Source organism: Pseudomonas sp. UBA6276 (assembly GCF_002438365.1).
Lineage (GTDB): Bacteria > Pseudomonadota > Gammaproteobacteria > Pseudomonadales > Pseudomonadaceae > Aquipseudomonas > Aquipseudomonas coleopterorum.
Genome location: NZ_DJUS01000034.1, coordinates 1 through 16,003, shown reverse-complemented (window position 1 = coordinate 16,003; position 16,003 = coordinate 1). Strand labels below are relative to the sequence as shown.

The 16,003-nt window shown below is 61.0% G+C and carries 14 protein-coding genes and 1 pseudogene; 2 read left to right on the top strand and 13 right to left on the bottom strand.

What is annotated here, in order from left to right; translation table 11 throughout:
• The first annotated feature begins 257 nt into the window (after nucleotides 1–257).
• Nucleotides 258–1,571 carry a glutamate/aspartate:proton symporter GltP gene (gene gltP, locus B2V21_RS03915; RefSeq protein WP_049860528.1) on the top strand — a complete coding sequence of 438 codons (1,314 nt, stop codon included), beginning with the start codon at nucleotides 258–260 and terminating at the stop codon, nucleotides 1,569–1,571.
• A 203-nt stretch (nucleotides 1,572–1,774) separates the two neighbouring features.
• Nucleotides 1,775–3,016 (top strand): nucleoside recognition domain-containing protein, encoded by a 1,242-nt coding sequence (locus B2V21_RS03910; protein ID WP_122743104.1) that lies wholly within the window; start codon nucleotides 1,775–1,777, stop codon nucleotides 3,014–3,016.
• Here the strand turns inward: B2V21_RS03910 and B2V21_RS03905 are convergent.
• The 13 genes and pseudogenes from B2V21_RS03905 to B2V21_RS03845 form a co-directional block, all read right to left on the bottom strand.
• Complete coding sequence (locus B2V21_RS03905; RefSeq protein ID WP_056844901.1) at nucleotides 2,986–4,026, bottom strand: DUF5924 family protein; 1,041 nt, start codon at nucleotides 4,024–4,026, stop codon at nucleotides 2,986–2,988. The two genes, B2V21_RS03910 and B2V21_RS03905, sit on opposite strands and share 31 nt — an antisense overlap.
• Nucleotides 4,027–4,082: 56 nt before the next feature.
• Nucleotides 4,083–5,519, bottom strand: a complete 1,437-nt coding sequence (locus B2V21_RS03900; RefSeq protein WP_286916079.1) for a M16 family metallopeptidase — start codon at nucleotides 5,517–5,519, stop codon at nucleotides 4,083–4,085.
• 119 nt (nucleotides 5,520–5,638) lie between these two features.
• Nucleotides 5,639–6,382, bottom strand: coding sequence for a TerC family protein (locus B2V21_RS03895; RefSeq protein ID WP_049860531.1), 744 nt, complete (start codon nucleotides 6,380–6,382; stop codon nucleotides 5,639–5,641).
• 110 nt (nucleotides 6,383–6,492) lie between these two features.
• Nucleotides 6,493–7,800 carry a CitMHS family transporter gene (locus B2V21_RS03890; RefSeq protein WP_049860532.1) on the bottom strand — a complete coding sequence of 436 codons (1,308 nt, stop codon included), beginning with the start codon at nucleotides 7,798–7,800 and terminating at the stop codon, nucleotides 6,493–6,495.
• Between the two features lie 323 nt (nucleotides 7,801–8,123).
• Nucleotides 8,124–10,085, bottom strand: coding sequence for a DUF4105 domain-containing protein (locus B2V21_RS03885; protein ID WP_286916078.1), 1,962 nt, complete (start codon nucleotides 10,083–10,085; stop codon nucleotides 8,124–8,126).
• Nucleotides 10,082–10,402, bottom strand: a complete 321-nt coding sequence (locus B2V21_RS03880) for a DUF2388 domain-containing protein (RefSeq protein ID WP_049860534.1) — start codon at nucleotides 10,400–10,402, stop codon at nucleotides 10,082–10,084. The genes B2V21_RS03885 and B2V21_RS03880 overlap by 4 nt, the downstream gene beginning before the upstream one ends.
• Before the next feature lie 25 nt (nucleotides 10,403–10,427).
• The gene (locus B2V21_RS03875) at nucleotides 10,428–10,715 is read right to left on the bottom strand and encodes a DUF2388 domain-containing protein (protein WP_286916077.1); all 288 of its coding nucleotides are present in this window, start codon (nucleotides 10,713–10,715) and stop codon (nucleotides 10,428–10,430) included.
• Nucleotides 10,716–10,843: 128 nt separating this feature from the next.
• On the bottom strand, nucleotides 10,844–11,161 hold the full coding sequence (locus B2V21_RS03870) for a DUF2388 domain-containing protein (RefSeq protein ID WP_043191880.1): 318 nt from the start codon (nucleotides 11,159–11,161) through the stop codon (nucleotides 10,844–10,846).
• Nucleotides 11,162–11,416: 255 nt separating this feature from the next.
• Nucleotides 11,417–11,629, bottom strand: coding sequence for a DUF1127 domain-containing protein (locus tag B2V21_RS03865; RefSeq protein WP_049860536.1), 213 nt, complete (start codon nucleotides 11,627–11,629; stop codon nucleotides 11,417–11,419).
• A 319-nt stretch (nucleotides 11,630–11,948) separates the two neighbouring features.
• Nucleotides 11,949–13,442, bottom strand: coding sequence for an acetyl-CoA hydrolase/transferase family protein (locus B2V21_RS03860; protein WP_056844904.1), 1,494 nt, complete (start codon nucleotides 13,440–13,442; stop codon nucleotides 11,949–11,951).
• Nucleotides 13,443–13,630: 188 nt separating this feature from the next.
• Nucleotides 13,631–15,064, bottom strand: a complete 1,434-nt coding sequence (locus B2V21_RS03855; protein WP_286916076.1) for an NAD(P)(+) transhydrogenase (Re/Si-specific) subunit beta — start codon at nucleotides 15,062–15,064, stop codon at nucleotides 13,631–13,633.
• Entirely contained in the window at nucleotides 15,061–15,387 is a 327-nt protein-coding gene (locus B2V21_RS03850; protein WP_122714883.1) for an NAD(P) transhydrogenase subunit alpha, read from the bottom strand. The genes B2V21_RS03855 and B2V21_RS03850 overlap by 4 nt, the downstream gene beginning before the upstream one ends.
• 11 nt (nucleotides 15,388–15,398) lie before the next feature.
• Nucleotides 15,399–15,926 (bottom strand): annotated as a pseudogene (locus tag B2V21_RS03845) (NAD(P)(+) transhydrogenase (Re/Si-specific) subunit alpha); the annotation flags it as partial.
• Nucleotides 15,927–16,003: the final 77 nt, after the last annotated feature.

The window sequence follows — 16,003 nt, the reverse complement described above, 5'->3', positions numbered from 1 at the left end:
TGAAACCTCCCGAATCGCCTGTCATGACCAGTCGTCTATCCGAACGAAGGCGTTTGCGCGATAAATCCACTCGATTACATTATGCCGATTCTGCATGGGGTAGTCGTTTCCGGCATTAGACGCTGCTGCAACGCATCGGAATAGTTGCGCCTTTTTTCGTTCGCCAAAGCGCTTCGCTACGGGCGGCGAAGCCTCTACGGAGGGCCGTTCGGTTTCCGCGCGGCGCTCACGAGTTGACTTGGAAAAAGGGTAACGACATGAAGAAGGCAAAACTGAGCCTCGCTTGGCAGATACTCATCGGCTTGGTACTAGGTATCGCACTGGGTGCATTGCTCAATCATTTCAGCGCCGAGAAGGCCTGGTGGATCAGCAACATCCTGCAGCCGGCAGGGGATATCTTCATCCGCCTGATCAAGATGATCGTGATCCCTATTGTGATCTCGTCGCTGATCGTCGGCATCGCCGGGGTTGGTGATGCGAAAAAGCTGGGCCGCATCGGCGTCAAGACCATCCTCTACTTCGAGGTGGTGACGACGGTGGCCATTCTGGTCGGCCTGGGCCTGGCCAACCTGTTCCAGCCCGGTGTGGGTATCGACATGAGTACCCTGGGTACCGTGGACATCTCGCAGTACCAGAAGACTACGGCCGAGGTGCAGCATGACCATGCTTTCGTGGCCACACTTCTCAACCTGATTCCCTCCAATGTGTTCGCCTCGATCGTGCGCGGCGACATGCTGCCGATCATCTTTTTCTCGGTGTTGTTCGGCCTTGGCCTGTCGAGCCTGCCCAGCGAGACACGCGAGCCGTTGGTGAAGGTCTTCCAAGGCGTATCGGAAACCATGTTCAAGGTCACCCACATGATCATGAACTACGCCCCTATCGGGGTCTTCGCCCTGATTGCAGTGACGGTGGCCAACTTCGGCTTCGCTTCGCTGCTGCCCCTGGCCAAGCTGGTGGTGCTGGTCTACGTGGCGATCCTGTTCTTCGCCATCGTCGTGCTGGGGCTGATTGCACGCCTGTTCGGCTTCTCGGTCTTCAAGCTGTTCCGGATCTTCAAGGATGAACTGGTGCTGGCGTATTCCACGGCCAGTTCCGAAACCGTGTTGCCGCGGGTGATCGAAAAGATGGAAGCCTATGGTGCGCCCAAGGCCATCAGCAGCTTCGTGGTACCGACCGGGTACTCGTTCAACCTCGACGGCTCGACTCTCTATCAAAGCATCGCTGCGCTGTTCATCGCCCAACTGTATGGCATCGACCTGTCGATCGGGCAACAGCTGATGCTGGTGCTGACCTTGATGGTGACCTCCAAAGGCATCGCCGGCGTGCCGGGCGTGTCGTTCGTGGTCCTGCTGGCAACACTGGGCAGTGTCGGCATCCCCCTCGAAGGCCTGGCCTTCATCGCCGGCGTCGACCGCATCATGGACATGGCCCGCACCGCGCTCAACGTGATCGGCAATGCCTTGGCAGTGCTGGTGATCTCGCGCTGGGAAGGCATGTACGACGATGCCAAGGGCGAGCGCTACTGGAACTCCCTGCCGCATTGGCGCAACAAGGAGCGCGTCGCTTCCTGACACAGCTCGCGCCGCAGCTACATGAAACTGTGGGAGCGGGCTCTGCCCGCGAAGGGCTCACAACCGCTATAGGTGCCTCCCTGTCGCGGTGCAAGCCGCGTCCGGCTTCGCGCGAAAATCCTGACACCCCCCACTGCCCTGCGGGGCAGAATCCCACTTCGCTTTGGGCTATCATCCGCGCATCTTCGAATGAGGGAATACCCATGCTGAACGGCCTGTGGCTCAGCTTCTTTCTGATCGCCGCGATCTCGGCCTTCGGCCAATGGCTGGTCGGCGGCAACGCCGGTATCTTCGCCGCCATGGTCGAAAGCCTGTTCGCCATGGCCAAGCTGTCGGTCGAAGTGATGGTCCTGCTGTTCGGCACCCTCACGCTCTGGTTGGGTTTTCTGAAAATCGCCGAGAAGGCAGGCATCGTCGATTGGCTGGCCAAGATCCTCGGGCCGCTGTTCAGCCGGCTGATGCCCGAGGTTCCGCGCGGGCATCCGGCACTGGGGCTGATCACCATGAACTTCGCCGCCAATGGCCTGGGCCTGGACAACGCCGCGACGCCCATCGGCCTCAAGGCCATGCGCTCGCTGCAGGAACTCAACCCCAGCGCTACCACGGCAAGCAATGCGCAGATCCTCTTCCTGGTGCTCAACGCCTCGTCTCTGACCCTCCTGCCGGTATCGATCTTCATGTACCGCGCCCAGCAGGGCGCCGTGGACCCGACTCTGGTCTTTCTGCCGATCCTGCTGGCCACTTCCGCCGGTACGCTGGTCGGCCTGCTGGCAGTGGCTGTGATGCAGCGTTTGCGCCTCTGGGATCCGGTGGTTCTGGCCTATCTGATCCCGGGTGCGCTGCTGCTGGGCCTGTTCATGGCGTTTCTGGGCACCCTGTCGGCGACCGCGCTTGCAGGGCTGTCGTCGATCCTGGGCAACCTCACCCTGTTCGGCCTGATCATCCTCTTTCTGGCCATCGGGGCGCTGCGCAAGGTCCAGGTCTACGAAGCATTCGTCGAGGGCGCCAAGGAAGGTTTCGATGTCGCCAAGAGCCTGCTGCCCTACCTGGTCGCCATGCTCTGTGCGGTCGGCGTGCTGCGCGCTTCGGGCGCCCTGGAGCTGGGGTTGGACGGGATTCGCCACCTGGTCCAGTGGCTGGGCATGGACACCCGTTTCGTCGACGCCCTGCCAACCGCACTGGTCAAGCCGTTCTCCGGCAGTGCCGCGCGGGCGATGCTGATCGAAACCATGCAGTCCCACGGCGTGGACAGTTTTGCGGCCCTGGTCGCGGCCACCATTCAAGGCAGTACCGAAACCACCTTCTATGTGCTGGCAGTGTACTTCGGCGCCGTGGGCATCCAGCGCGCCCGCCACGCCGTGGGCTGCGCACTGTTGGCGGACCTGGCCGGGGTCATTGCGGCCATCGTCGTGTGCTACTGGTTCTTCGGCGCCACCGCTGCCTGAGTGGCGTCGTCGGTCACCTTGAAGCGTAATACGCCGACAATCTGGCCATCTTCGGTCAGGACCCGCACCTGCCACCTTCCCGTGACATCGTCGGGGAAGTTCTGCTTGTGGCTCCAGGCGCGATAACCTTCCTTGCGGCCGCCGTGGATGTCCAGGGCGATGCGGTCGACTTCCTTACCCTTGTGCTGCCACACGTGGTAGATCCGCTCGTCCAGGCCCCGTGGGGCGTTGATTGCGGTGTAGGCATACAGACCACCACTGCGCAGTTGCGCCGCGCTGACCGTCTCCAGACTGTCCCCATGAGTGCGGCTACGATTGTCCAGCTCGGTGGTCACCGCCACCTCCGTCAGCCATAGGGTCGCAGGCGGTACCCAGGAGCGCAGCAGCCACCCAGCGCCGCCGATCATCAGGGTCACCCCCACCAGCGCCACGCCCCGGCGCCAGTGATTGATCGGAAAGCTGACGGCGAGGCTTGGAAAAGCCAGCAGCATGGCGATGGCCAGCGCCAGCTTGAAGCTTTCATCGGTGGTCAGGTGCAGGATGATCGGCAGCGCCGTGAGCAACGCCGCGAACAGCGTGAAGGTGTGCAGCGCCATGAACAGCCAGCGCCGGGGCGCGACCCATTTGTAGTACAGCGGATCGATGATCGACACCAGCCCGGCCAGGGTCAGCAAGCCGGTGAACACCCATTGGCCACTGTTCCATGTGGTGGTGATATAGAAGAAAGGCAGCACGAAGAACAGACTTTCCTGGTGGATCATCTGCGTGGCATAGCGCAGCACCGGCGTCGGTATCTCGCGCTTGAACACCCGTGCGAACAACTGGGTGAAGGTGTTTTCCAGCATCAGCCAGACCCAGGTCAGCAGCATCACCACCGCGATCCAGCTGGCCAGCCCTGCCTGCCGATCGACCAGCACGAAGCTGCCGATCCCGGACAGGAAACCGCCCAGCGCGATCACGCCCGGATAGCGTTTGATAAGGTCGATGAGTCGCTGGACGAAGTACGGCATGGTCTTCCACACAAAAAGGCAAAGAAACGGCAATCAGAAGACGGCTCTGGCAGGGCTCAGTGTCGTTTGGCGCGACGCCGCCATACGATCAGGCCCACCAGCAATAGTGCCAGGCCGATCAACACTGCCCAGGCAAGCTGATAGAACTGGTCATAGCTGAGCAGCGGTTTTTCCACACGTATGTACCCCGGCTTGCTGACCAGCTGACGCAATGCAGTATTGGCATCTTCCACGGTGACCTGCCCCAACTGCCGTGCCGGGCTGGCAAAGCGGCCGTCGGTATAGTCGGCCAATGCCCCCCAATAGTAGTCGGCCAAGGCAATGTTGCCTTGTGCCGCCCATGCTTGCCGGGCAATCGCCAGGTTCTTGAGGCGCTTGAAGGTCGCAGCGTCCACACCGTTGTCGCGCAGACGCGCGATCATCTGCCCCATGACCAGACCTGCCTGACCGATATCGGCCTGGTCCACCGCGGCATTCAGGCTCAACAGGCCGCTGTCGCCATACGACTCGCGGGCCACCCAGGGGCCGTACGACAATCCGTGGGCCAGTCGCAGTTCGCGGTACAGCTCCCACTCCAGATAACTTTGCAGGAGGTCCAGCGTCGCCGGGTGGGCGGTATCCAGCACCGGCTCGAGGAAATACAGGTGAAGCGTGGCGTCGTCGCCCAGCCAGCCGCGTATCAGCTCGGCCTGCGGCTCGGCTTCGTGGGTGACTGAACGAAGATCCTGATGATCGCTGGGCTCGACCGCGTCCAGCGCGCCCCAGGTCCGCTCAAGATAGGCGGGCAACAGCTTGTCCAGGCCTCCGACGACGATCAGGCTCATGTTGTTCGGTGCATACCAGTTCTGCCGAACCTCACGCACCTGTTCCAGGGTCAGATCGGTGACTTCCGCAGGCTGCGGACACTTGAGCCCCAACTCGATGGCCAACTGGCTGCTGGCATTGCTGTCCTGAGCTGGCTTGTCGAGCAGGTGCTGCAGGTGGGAGTGATGGGTGCCATCTTCGTGCTCGATGATGCGCTTGGTGCTTGCCAGGACGTTGTCATCGATTCTGGTCTGGGTGATGGCGGCCAGCAGCAGGTCGAGCACCTTGCGCTGATTGCGCGCCGGTGCTTCGATCACGAAAGTGGTGTCGGCACTGCTGGTGAAGGCATTCCATTCGCCGCCCAGCGCTTGCATGCGCTCTTCGAGGCCGCCTTCGCCGTGCTCGTCGATACCGCTGAACAGCAGGTGCTCGAGCAGGTGGGGCAATTCCTGATCGGCGCAGGAGAAGTCGTCGAAACCCACGCCGACAACCAGGCGGATGGACACATGGGCACGTTCGTCGCCAGGCTTGAGCAGCAGTTGCAGGCCATTGGGCAACAGATAGCCTTCAACCTGGAAACGGTCCAGCGCCAAGGCTTCACGGCCGGCGCACAACAGCGCCGCTGCCAGAAGCCACAGGCACAGCAGGCGCAGCTGCGTACCTGGAGCGCTTTTCACCCGCTCGTGCATGAATCCCTTCCATCGAAATCGGCCAAGTCAATGGAACAGACTCCCTGACCGGCGAGTCGTTCATAGCACATTGCTGGCCATCACTGCGTGCCGCCAGGGCGACACGCAGCCCTGCAGGCTCAGGACTCTTCCTGAGACTCGCGACGCTTGCGCGCGATGGCGGTACGCATCTTGATGTTGATCGCTTCCACGGCCAGGGAGAAGGCCATGGCGAAATACACGTAACCCTTGGGCACATGCACATCGAAGGCTTCGGCGATCAGTACGGTACCGACCACCAGCAGGAACGACAGCGCCAGCATCTTCAGCGACGGGTGCTGATCGATGAAGCGGCTGATGGTGCCCGAGGCGACCATCATCACCAACACCGCGACGATGATCGCAGCGACCATGACCGGCACATGGGACACCATGCCGACCGCGGTGATGACCGAATCCAGCGAAAACACGATGTCGATGATGGCGATCTGAATGATGGTGTAGATGAAGTTGCCGCCCTTGCCTGCAACTTCGTCCCCGCCCTCTTCTTCACCTTCCATGCCGTGGTAGATCTCTTGCGAGCTTTTCCACAGCAGGAACAGGCCACCGAAGAACAGAATCAGATCACGCCCGGAAATGCCCTGGCCGAACACCACGAACAGGTCGGCGGTCAGGCGCATGACCCAAGTGATCGAAAGGAGCAGCAGGATACGCGTGACCATCGCCAGCGCCAGGCCGAAGATTCGCGTACGCGCCTGCATGTGCTTGGGCATGCGGCTCACCAGGATCGAGATCATGATGATGTTGTCGATGCCCAGCACGATTTCCAGTGCTGTCAGGGTCAAGAAAGCAACCCAGATTTCCGGGTTGGTGAACCATTCCATGTGAAGTCCTTCGTGTTGGAGGCCAGGGCGACGCAAGGCCGGAGACTATGGCGCCGCTACCTGTGAATGGCAGCGGCGCAACGTCATCCGGCCTGGCCCGCGAATAAGATTTATAGACTGCTGAACAGAGGAAAGATCCCCATGGCCAGTGCGGCGAACATTATGCACAGGCAAACCAGTACTGCCCACTTGAGGGTGAAGCGCTGGTGGTCACCGAACTCGATACCGGCCAGGGCCACCAGCAGGTAGGTCGAGGGGACCAGCGGGCTGAGCAGGTGCACCGGCTGTCCGACGATCGAGGCACGGGCCATCTCGACCGGCGAGATACCGTAGTGCGCAGCCGCTTCGGCGAGTACCGGCAGGACGCCATAGTAGAAGGCATCGTTCGACATGAAAAAGGTGAACGGCATGCTCACCAACGCGGTGATCACGGCCAGGTACGGGCCCATGGCATCTGGAATCACGGCCAGCAGGCTCTTGGACATGGCGTCGACCATGCCGGTACCGGTCAGGATGCCGGTGAAGATACCAGCGGCGAAGATCAACCCGACCACTGCCAGAACGCTGCCGGAGTGAGCGGCAACACGTGCCTTCTGCGCTTCCAGGCACGGGTAGTTGACGATCATGGCGATACTGAACGCGATCATGAACAGCACCGGCAGCGGCAGCAGGCCCATGATCAAAGTCACCATCAACAGCAGGGTCAAGCCGCCGTTGAACCAGATCAATTTGGGCCGGCGCGCGTCCGGGTACTGCGAGACGCTGATCTCGCTGTGGTCTATTTCATCGCCTTGCAAATGCAGCTCGCCCAGGCGAACGCGCTCCCGCTTGCCGTACATGTAGGCAATCACCAGGATGGCGATGACGCCGAACGCCATGGCCGGGATCATCGGTACGAAGATGTCCGAAGGGTCGACATGCAAGGCGCTGGCGGCACGTGCGGTGGGACCACCCCACGGCGTCATGTTCATGACCCCGCCTGCCAGGATGATCAAGCCGGCCATGATCCTCGGGCTCATGCCGATGCGCTGGTACAGCGGCAGCATGGCCGCCACGCAGATCATGTAGGTGGTCGCGCCGTCACCGTCCAGCGAAACGATCAGTGCCAGTACCGCCGTGCCGACCGACACTTTCAGCGGGTCACCCTTGACCAGCTTGAGGATCTTGCGCACTGCCGGGTCGAACAAACCCGAATCGATCATCAGGGCGAAATACAGGATGGCGAACATCAGCATCACGCCGGTCGGCGCAAGCTTGGTGATGCCCGCAAGCATCATCGGGCCGATTTCCGGTGCAAAACCACCGAACAGAGCGAACAGGATAGGCACGATGATCAAGGCGATCAGCGCGGAAAGGCGCTTGGTCATGATCAGGAACATGAACGTGATGACCATGGCAAAGCCAAGGAATGTCAGCATGGGAATACTCCAGGCACAGCGCGGCTAAGGACGAAGAACGATAGGTTCAGCGAAGAATGGCAAGAGCCGGGAGTATGGGAAGAGAGGCACTACGGGTAGGGATCATCAAGGACATCGGTTTCACCATTGTTGTTGTTCAAGAGGCCGAAAGCGCATCTGGATGCTGCTTTCTGGCCGGCCGGTCTTACGCCGGGGGTGAGTCGATGCTAAGTCGGCAAGCTTTCAACAACCTTTCGCCATTCAAAACGATACAATTGACCTTGCGGGAGCAGGCTCTGCCCGCAAAGAGGCCAGTCAGATCACCCAAGATCCAACGGCCCCGCCTAGGGCAACACCAACCCCCCCGCCGCCTTGTGCAATTCACGCAGATGCTCCCCCACCTGCTTGAGATTCGCTTCGGTGGCCGCAATCTCTCTGGCCCGCTCAGGCGTCAACAGCGCTCTCACCTCTTTGTCCAGATCGGTACTCAGGCGCTGCAGCTGTTGCTGACGCTGACTGCTTTCCGATTCCAGACGCTGCCATTCCGCCGTCTGCGGCAGACCGTAGCCCCCGTTGTCGAGCAACTCCGCCGGTCGGCTGAGAAATCCGCTGTTGGCGAGGATCTCCTGCAACATCTGGTTGGCATTGGCCACGCTACCGTCACCTAGCTCGCGAGCACCCAGGTAGCGCTGCTTCACTTCCTCTTGGGCCAACAGCAGCTGACGTCGGTAACTGGCCTGCTCCAGCAACAGCAGCGCGGCACTGGTGCGCAGATCGGCCTGGGCAAACCAGGGTTGCCGCTGCTGCGCGCTCTGCTCCAACCATGCTTCGACGTTTTGCTGTGGAATCGGCAGATGCTTGCGCAGCACCTCGAACATGGCCTGATAGCGATCGCGATACGAATCGAACCGATAACCCAGGCGCAGTGCCTCGCGCGGATCATCCAGTACGCTGCCATCGGCCAGCCCGCGGCCTTCCAGAACCTCGAGCAAGCCGTTGGGCAAGATGCTGTCGATACCCTGCAAGCGCGGATCATGCGTACCACTGCGCAGCAGCTTGAGGTTTTCCACCGCACAGTTGTTGGACAGAAAGTAGTAGCTGCCGTCGTAGCTCCAATGCATTTCGGCCGCATGGCGCACCAAAGACTCGATCTCCGGCCGATCCAGCTTTAGCGGCACCGAAGCCAGACTGCGCAGTTCGGTCTTGGTGTATTCGTCGATCACCTGCGACAGCGGCAACACGAACAGGCGCGAGGGGTATTGCCCCATCAGCCCGCCCCAGGTGGAAAGCTGCACGTCATTGACGAACGCGCGGTAGGACAACACCAGGTGCTGTTCCAGATCCAGTCGACAGTCCGGGCCACGTGGCCGCCCCGGTGCGCAGATGACCAAGCGCAGCATGCTGTGCCCCCAGCGGCTGGCCAGGTTCTGATTGGCCTCGGCCAGCAGGTAGTCCACCGCATAGACCCGTTCAGGATCGATCTTGCCCAGCGGCGTCTTGGCAAAGTCGCTGCCCGCATTCAGATACGGCAGGCCTTGAGCACAGCTTTGCTGGCGTGCGGGCGCCCAGTCGAACCGCGCCTTGAAATATTCGAACAGTGCCGGACGACGGCAGGCATAGGTCGGGTCGAGGAGAAAATACTCCATGTTGACCGCGACGAATTCCTTGGGGCTGCTCACCTCATAGATATCAGGGCTGCGCACGATCTGACGGTTCTGCTCTTCGCGCTCGCCCCGGCGCCCGACATATTGCTGCCAGCCGGCCAAGTCCAACAGGCGTGGATCGTCGCTCAGGGTGAAGCGGCGAGTCGTCTGGCCGCGGCACTCATCGGGCAGGCCTACCTTGCCCAGGCTTGCATCCTGTCGGCCGCAGCGGCTTACCAGCGTGCGCTCGGCAGGTGTCCAGAGGCGCGCGCGGTCATAGATATGGGTCAGCTCGTGAAGCACGGTGGCCAGCAGCTCCTCGCGCACCGTACCGTGGGGACGGTTGGTCCGCCGCTGGGCCGAAGAGCCATCGGCCAGTCCTTGCAGCTGGTTCAGGTTCAACTCCAGGCTCGAGACCAGGGAGGCCTGACCATAGGCGTTGTCAGGCATGCGCGACGACCAACTGACGTCGATCCGGCGGTCCAGTTGCTCGACGAAGCGCGGCGGCAATGCAGCCATCGCATCGTCGAGCAGTGCCTGGCTGGCATCGGCCTGTCGAGCGTCCAGCCCGCTGCGATCAAGGACCAGCTGCAAGCCGGCAGTGGCCTGCGCCGTCGTCAGCAGAAGGCCTGCCGCCAGCAGCCAGCTGGCCAATCGTCTCACAGTGCGAGAATGGCTTCGGCGAGATCCTGGTCACTGGCGCTGCGCGCCTGTGGAACGCGTTCGCGCAGCGTATTGAAAGCCGCCTCCAGTTGGGCGCCACGAATATCGCCCTGGCTGGCCACATAGCTGGCTGCATCGTCCCGAGCTTCCAGGACCACCTTGGAGTCACGGATCGAAGTGGTGGTGTCGGACGTGAAATCGATCGATCGGCCGAATGCACGAACGATGATATTACTGGTGGCCACGACAGTTTGGGCCTGGGCCACATCGGCCAACAAGAACAGGCCGAGGGTAGCGGCAATCAGCGGGGTACGCATGGAGCTTCTCCGTAATACGAGGTGTCTATTGGACGAGTATCGCCTGCGCCAGTTCAAGGTCGCTGGCAGCAATTTGTGGGTGCTTCTGGCGAATGCTCGCCAGAGCTGCCTGCAATCGTGCCCCACGGCATCGCCCGCTGCTGGCGACGAAGCAGGCAGCATCGTCACGGGCAGACAGGATCAACTTGCGATCGAAGGGCGCCGTCGTGACCTTGCTGGTTACATACAGGGTGATCACCGAGGACTGCAGACTCACGTCGAAGGCCGTAGCCGACGACGCCCAGATGACGAGAATCAGTGGCAAATAACGCATCAGGCTTCAGATGTCGAGCGATTGGGCCGGCAAGGCTAGCCCAACGTGGGTCCGAGAACCACCCGCGATGCGCAGGCTGCAGCAGCCTGCCGCATTCTTCATCTGTGGGAGGTACCCGTTGCAGAGCATCAGATGGCCAGAATGGCCTGGGCCAGTTGCGCGTCGCTGGCCTGCATCTGCGGGGCGACCTTGCGGATATGGGCAAAAGCGCTTTCCAGCTTGGCACCGCGGATATCGCCCTGGCTGGCGACGAAGCTCGCCGCATCGTCCCGCGCTTCACGCACGATCTTGTTGTCGCGCAGCGAGGAAGACAGGTCAGAGGTTGCATTGGTCGATGCATTGACCCCACGGACCAGTGCATCGGTCGTGACGACGAAGCTTGAAGCCTGCGCGCCGCTGGCCAGAGCCAACAATACGGCGGCACCCAACAGATGATTACGGGACATGATGGATCTCCAGATCAAGGCGAAGTTTGAGCGCTATGAAGCTTATTAGAGCGCCTCGAAGCTTCGGGCGCCAGCACTCCGACCATCCAGCGTGAGCGATGATTCAACTGTTATGGTCTTTGATCATAATCATATAACTGTATCTGTCAGCTTCTGTGCAGGCAAAAAAAAGCCCGTCAGCGTTGACCGCGACGGGCTTTTTTAGAATTCGTTGCTGGTTCGGCCTTCAGGCTCTGTCACCAGCGCGGCGTTGCATCAACGCCAGAACGGCTTGCTCAACTCTTCGCAACGCTGGGCTTCGCTGATACCGGCATCGGCCAGCAGACGAGCATCCAGACGAGCCAGTTGATGGCGGCTGGCGATACGGCGCTGCCAAAGCATCAGGTTGGCGAAAAAGCGCAGAGGAGCCGAAGTTTGAGCAGTTTTGGTGTTGGCCTGGAACAGGTCGGAACTGAGGGTACGTTCCATGATGTACATCCTTCCGCTTGTGGCGGGGCTGAGTAGTGGTTTATCTGGTACCCATTTTCCGCGCTCCCTGTCCAGAACAGTAGGCACAGTTCACCTGTATTGTGTGCGGTCAGTTGACTGTTAAACCCAACTGTCTTGCTCTGGAATGAGGCAACTGTACGGGTCTGCCCTCAAGTAGTGCATTTTTGCTCGATATGCATTCACTCCAAGCAACTCGACCTCGATTTTTACCCGTACAGTAGTACAGTTTATGCTTCGTGCTGGTGAGTCCAGATACCACTTCCAAGAACTGTATTGCATCACAGCTAAACTGTGCGCTTCAGCTCGCCAACATGCGCCCGGTCTCTTCCAGGTTGATGTGCCATTGCAGTGCTTCCTGCAAGACATGAGGCGTGTGGCCGCCACGTAGGCATGCCTGATCGAAATAGCCCTGCAGGGCCTCTCGATACTGGGGATGAACACAGTTATCGATCACCGCCTGCGCCCGCTCCCGCGGTGCCAGGCCGCGCAGATCCGCCAAGCCCTGCTCGGTCACCAGGATATCGACGTCGTGTTCGGTGTGGTCGACATGGCTGACCATGGGTACGACGCTGGAAATTGCACCACCCTTGGCAATCGATTTGGTGACGAAGATGGCCAGGTGGGCGTTGCGCGCAAAATCACCCGACCCGCCGATGCCATTCATCATCCGGGTGCCGCAGACATGGGTAGAGTTCACGTTGCCGTACAGGTCGAACTCCAGCGCAGTGTTGATACCGATGATGCCCAGGCGTCGAATCACCTCCGGGTGATTGGAAATCTCCTGCGGACGCAGCACCAGGCGCGATTTGTATCGTTCGAAGTGGCTGAAGACTTCCGCATGCTTTCGCGCCGACAAGGTCATGGAGCTGCCCGAAGCGAACGCCAGCTTGCCGGCATCGAACAGGTCGAAGGTCGAGTCCTGCAGCACTTCGGAGTACATCGTCAGGTTGTCGAACGGTGAATCCAGCAGGCCGTGCATCACCGCATTGGCGATGGTGCCGATGCCCGCCTGCAACGGCATGAGGCTGTTGGTCAAACGCCCTGCGTCGACCTCGCTCTTGAAAAAGTCCACCAGATGCCCCGCGATCGCCTGGGTATCGTCGTCCGGTGGCAGCACAGTCGACGGTGAGTCGGCCTGCTGGCTGATGACGATGGCGCTGATCTTCGCCGGGTCGATCTGTACTGCGCAGCGGCCGATGCGGGTATCGGCGCTCAACACCGGGATCGGCAGGCGTGTGGGCCGATAGCTGGGAATATAGATGTCGTGCAGACCTTCCAGCTCCAATGGCTGCGCCAGGTTGATCTCGACGATCACCTGTTCGGCCAGGATCGCGAAACTTGCCGAGTTGCCCACCGATGTACTGAGCACCAGATGCCCTTCTTCGGTGATGGCGACGCATTCGATGACGGCCAGATCGACGGCCTTGATCTGGCGGTTGCGCAGCTGTTCCACGGTATCGGACAGATGCTGGTCGATGAACATCACCGAGCCGGCATTGATGGCCTTGCGCAAGGTGCTGTCGACCTGGAATGGCATGCGCCGGGCCAGCACACCGGCTTCGGTCAACTGCTTGTCCAGGTCATTGCCTAGGCTTGCGCCAGTCATCAGGCTGATCTTGAGCGGTGTACGCAGCGCGCGTTCCGCCAGCGCCTGGGGAACGGCCTTGGCCTCCCCGGCACGGGTGAAGCCACTCATGCCCACGGTCATGCCATCTTCGATCAGTTCAGCCGCCTGGGCGGCGCTCATTATCTTGTCCTGCAAGGAAGCCAGGCGAATACGGTCAGCGTGCATGTTCATTATCCCGAGAAGCGAAACGCGTGCTGCGCAGTCTAGTGAATGCGGGCAGTCGCGTCCTGCGACCAAAGTCGCATCAACCGCTCTATTCCGCACCTTTTCCCGTAAAACACTTTTACCGTAGATGCAAAAAACCCCGCCATGGGCGGGGTTAGCCGTTCACAGTGCAGCGCCTGGTGCGGCGTTTACTCCACAGCTTTGACCATGTCTTCGATGACTTTCTTGGCATCGCCGAAGACCATCATGGTCTTGTCCAAGTAGAACAGCTCGTTGTCCAAACCGGCGTAGCCGCTGGCCATCGAGCGCTTGTTGACGATGATGGTCTTGGCTTTGAACGCTTCAAGGATCGGCATCCCCGCAATGGGTGATTTCGGATCGTTCTTGGCCGCCGGGTTGACCACGTCGTTGGCGCCGAGCACCAGCACCACGTCGGCCTGGCCGAACTCGGAGTTGATGTCGTCCATCTCGAAGACCTGGTCATAAGGCACTTCGGCCTCGGCCAGCAGCACGTTCATGTGCCCCGGCATACGTCCGGCCACCGGATGGATCGCGTATTTGACGGTCACGCCGGCGTGGGTCAGTTTCTCGGTCAGCTCCTTGAGCGCATGCTGCGCGCGGGCCACGGCCAGGCCATAGCCAGGCACGATGATCACGGTGTCGGCGTTGGTCAGCAGGAACGTGGCATCGTCCGCCGAACCCGATTTCACTGGCCGTGCTTCCTTGGCACCCGCCGGGCCCGCGTCCGCAACGGCGCCGAAGCCACCGCCAATGACGTTGAAGAACGAACGGTTCATCGCCTTGCACATGATGTAGGACAGAATCGCACCGCTGGAACCCACCAGCGAACCGGCGATGATCAGCATCGAGTTGTTCAGCGAGAATCCGATGCCCGCTGCAGCCCAGCCCGAATAGCTGTTGAGCATGGACACCACCACCGGCATGTCGGCCCCGCCGATCGGGATGATCAACAGCACACCCAGGACGAACGCCAGGGCCAGCATCAGGCCAAAGGCGGCATAGCTGCCCGTGAACATGAAGATCAGACCACACAGCAAGGTACCCAGGCCGATCAGCAGATTGAGCTTGTGCTGGCCGGCAAACTGTACGGGCGCGCCTTGGAACAGGCGGAACTTGTATTTGCCGGACAGCTTGCCAAAGGCAATCACCGAGCCGGAAAAGGTGATGGCGCCAATCGCTGCGCCCAGGAACAGTTCCAGGCGGTTACCGGTTGGAATCGCCTCACCCAGGTGCGCGACGATGCCCAGCGATTGCGGCTCGACTACGGCGGCGATAGCGATGAACACCGCCGCCAGACCGATCATGCTGTGCATGAAGGCGACCAGCTCGGGCATCTTGGTCATTTCCACGCGCTTGGCCATGATCGACCCGGCGGTACCGCCCACCAGCAGACCGACCAGCACGTAGCCGATGCCGGCGGTTGCCAGTTCTGCGCCTAGCTTGTAGATCAGGCCGACGGTGGTGAGCACCGCAAGGGTCATGCCCAGCATGCCGAACAGATTGCCGCGTCGCGATGTGGTCGGATGGGACAGCCCCTTCAATGCCTGGATGAAGCACACCGATGCCACCAGATAAAGAAGCGTAACCAAATTCATGCTCATTGTTTGGACGCCTCATCCTTCGCTTTCGGGGCTTTCTTCTTGAACATCTCCAGCATCCGCCGGGTCACCAGGAACCCGCCGAATACGTTCACCGCTGCCAGCGCAACGGCCAGGGTGCCCATGGTCTTGCCCAGAGGCGTCACGGTCAGCGCTGCGGCGAGCATCGCACCGACGATGACAATGGCCGAAATGGCATTGGTCACGGCCATCAGGGGTGTGTGCAGCGCAGGTGTCACGTTCCAGACCACGTGATAGCCGACATAGATGGCCAGCACGAAAATGATCAGGTTGTAGATACCGTGGGAGATCAGCATGTCTTCCATTTGTAGTGTCCTCAGCCGTTCTTGCGCACGATCTGGCCATCGCGGCACATCAGGCACGCGGCGACGATGTCGTCTTCCAGGTTGATGGTGAACTGCCCTTCCTTGTCGAACAGCAGCTTCATGAAATCCAGCAGGTTGCGGGCATACAGCGCCGAAGCGTCGGCACCCACCTGCGCCGGCAGGTTGGTCGGCCCGACGATGGTCACGCCGTTATGCACCACCACCTGATCGGCCACGGTCAGTGGGCAGTTGCCGCCCTGCAGGGCTGCGAGGTCGATCACCACCGAGCCAGGCTTCATCTGTGCCACTGTTTCGGCGCTGATCAATGTAGGCGCCTTGCGCCCTGGAATCAGCGCAGTGGTGATGACGATGTCAGCCTGCTTGGCCCGCTCGTGAACCGCCTGCGCCTGACGCTGCATCCAGCTGGCAGGCATGGGCCGGGCGTAACCCCCCGTGCCTTCGGCGCATTCGCGTTCCTCGTCGGTTTCATACGGCACATCGATGAACTTCGCCCCCAGCGATTCGATCTGCTCCTTCACCCCCCGGGGGGCCCCCCCGACCCCCCCCCCCCCCCCCCCCCCCCCCCCCGCCGGGGGGGCGCGCCGGCCCCCCCCGC

Bases quoted from the DNA above. Each gene is read 5' to 3' on its own strand.
- gltP (WP_049860528.1), top strand. From the start codon at position 258: ATGAAGAAGGCAAAACTGAGCCTCGCTTGGCAGATACTCATCGGCTTG.
- B2V21_RS03910 (WP_122743104.1), top strand. From the start codon at position 1,775: ATGCTGAACGGCCTGTGGCTCAGCTTCTTTCTGATCGCCGCGATCTCG.
- B2V21_RS03905 (WP_056844901.1), bottom strand. From the start codon at position 4,026: ATGCCGTACTTCGTCCAGCGACTCATCGACCTTATCAAACGCTATCCG.
- B2V21_RS03900 (WP_286916079.1), bottom strand. From the start codon at position 5,519: ATGCACGAGCGGGTGAAAAGCGCTCCAGGTACGCAGCTGCGCCTGCTG.
- B2V21_RS03895 (WP_049860531.1), bottom strand. From the start codon at position 6,382: ATGGAATGGTTCACCAACCCGGAAATCTGGGTTGCTTTCTTGACCCTG.
- B2V21_RS03890 (WP_049860532.1), bottom strand. From the start codon at position 7,800: ATGCTGACATTCCTTGGCTTTGCCATGGTCATCACGTTCATGTTCCTG.
- B2V21_RS03880 (WP_049860534.1), bottom strand. From the start codon at position 10,402: ATGCGTACCCCGCTGATTGCCGCTACCCTCGGCCTGTTCTTGTTGGCC.
- B2V21_RS03875 (WP_286916077.1), bottom strand. From the start codon at position 10,715: ATGCGTTATTTGCCACTGATTCTCGTCATCTGGGCGTCGTCGGCTACG.
- B2V21_RS03870 (WP_043191880.1), bottom strand. From the start codon at position 11,161: ATGTCCCGTAATCATCTGTTGGGTGCCGCCGTATTGTTGGCTCTGGCC.
- B2V21_RS03865 (WP_049860536.1), bottom strand. From the start codon at position 11,629: ATGGAACGTACCCTCAGTTCCGACCTGTTCCAGGCCAACACCAAAACT.
- B2V21_RS03860 (WP_056844904.1), bottom strand. From the start codon at position 13,442: ATGCACGCTGACCGTATTCGCCTGGCTTCCTTGCAGGACAAGATAATG.
- B2V21_RS03855 (WP_286916076.1), bottom strand. From the start codon at position 15,064: ATGAGCATGAATTTGGTTACGCTTCTTTATCTGGTGGCATCGGTGTGC.
- B2V21_RS03850 (WP_122714883.1), bottom strand. From the start codon at position 15,387: ATGGAAGACATGCTGATCTCCCACGGTATCTACAACCTGATCATTTTC.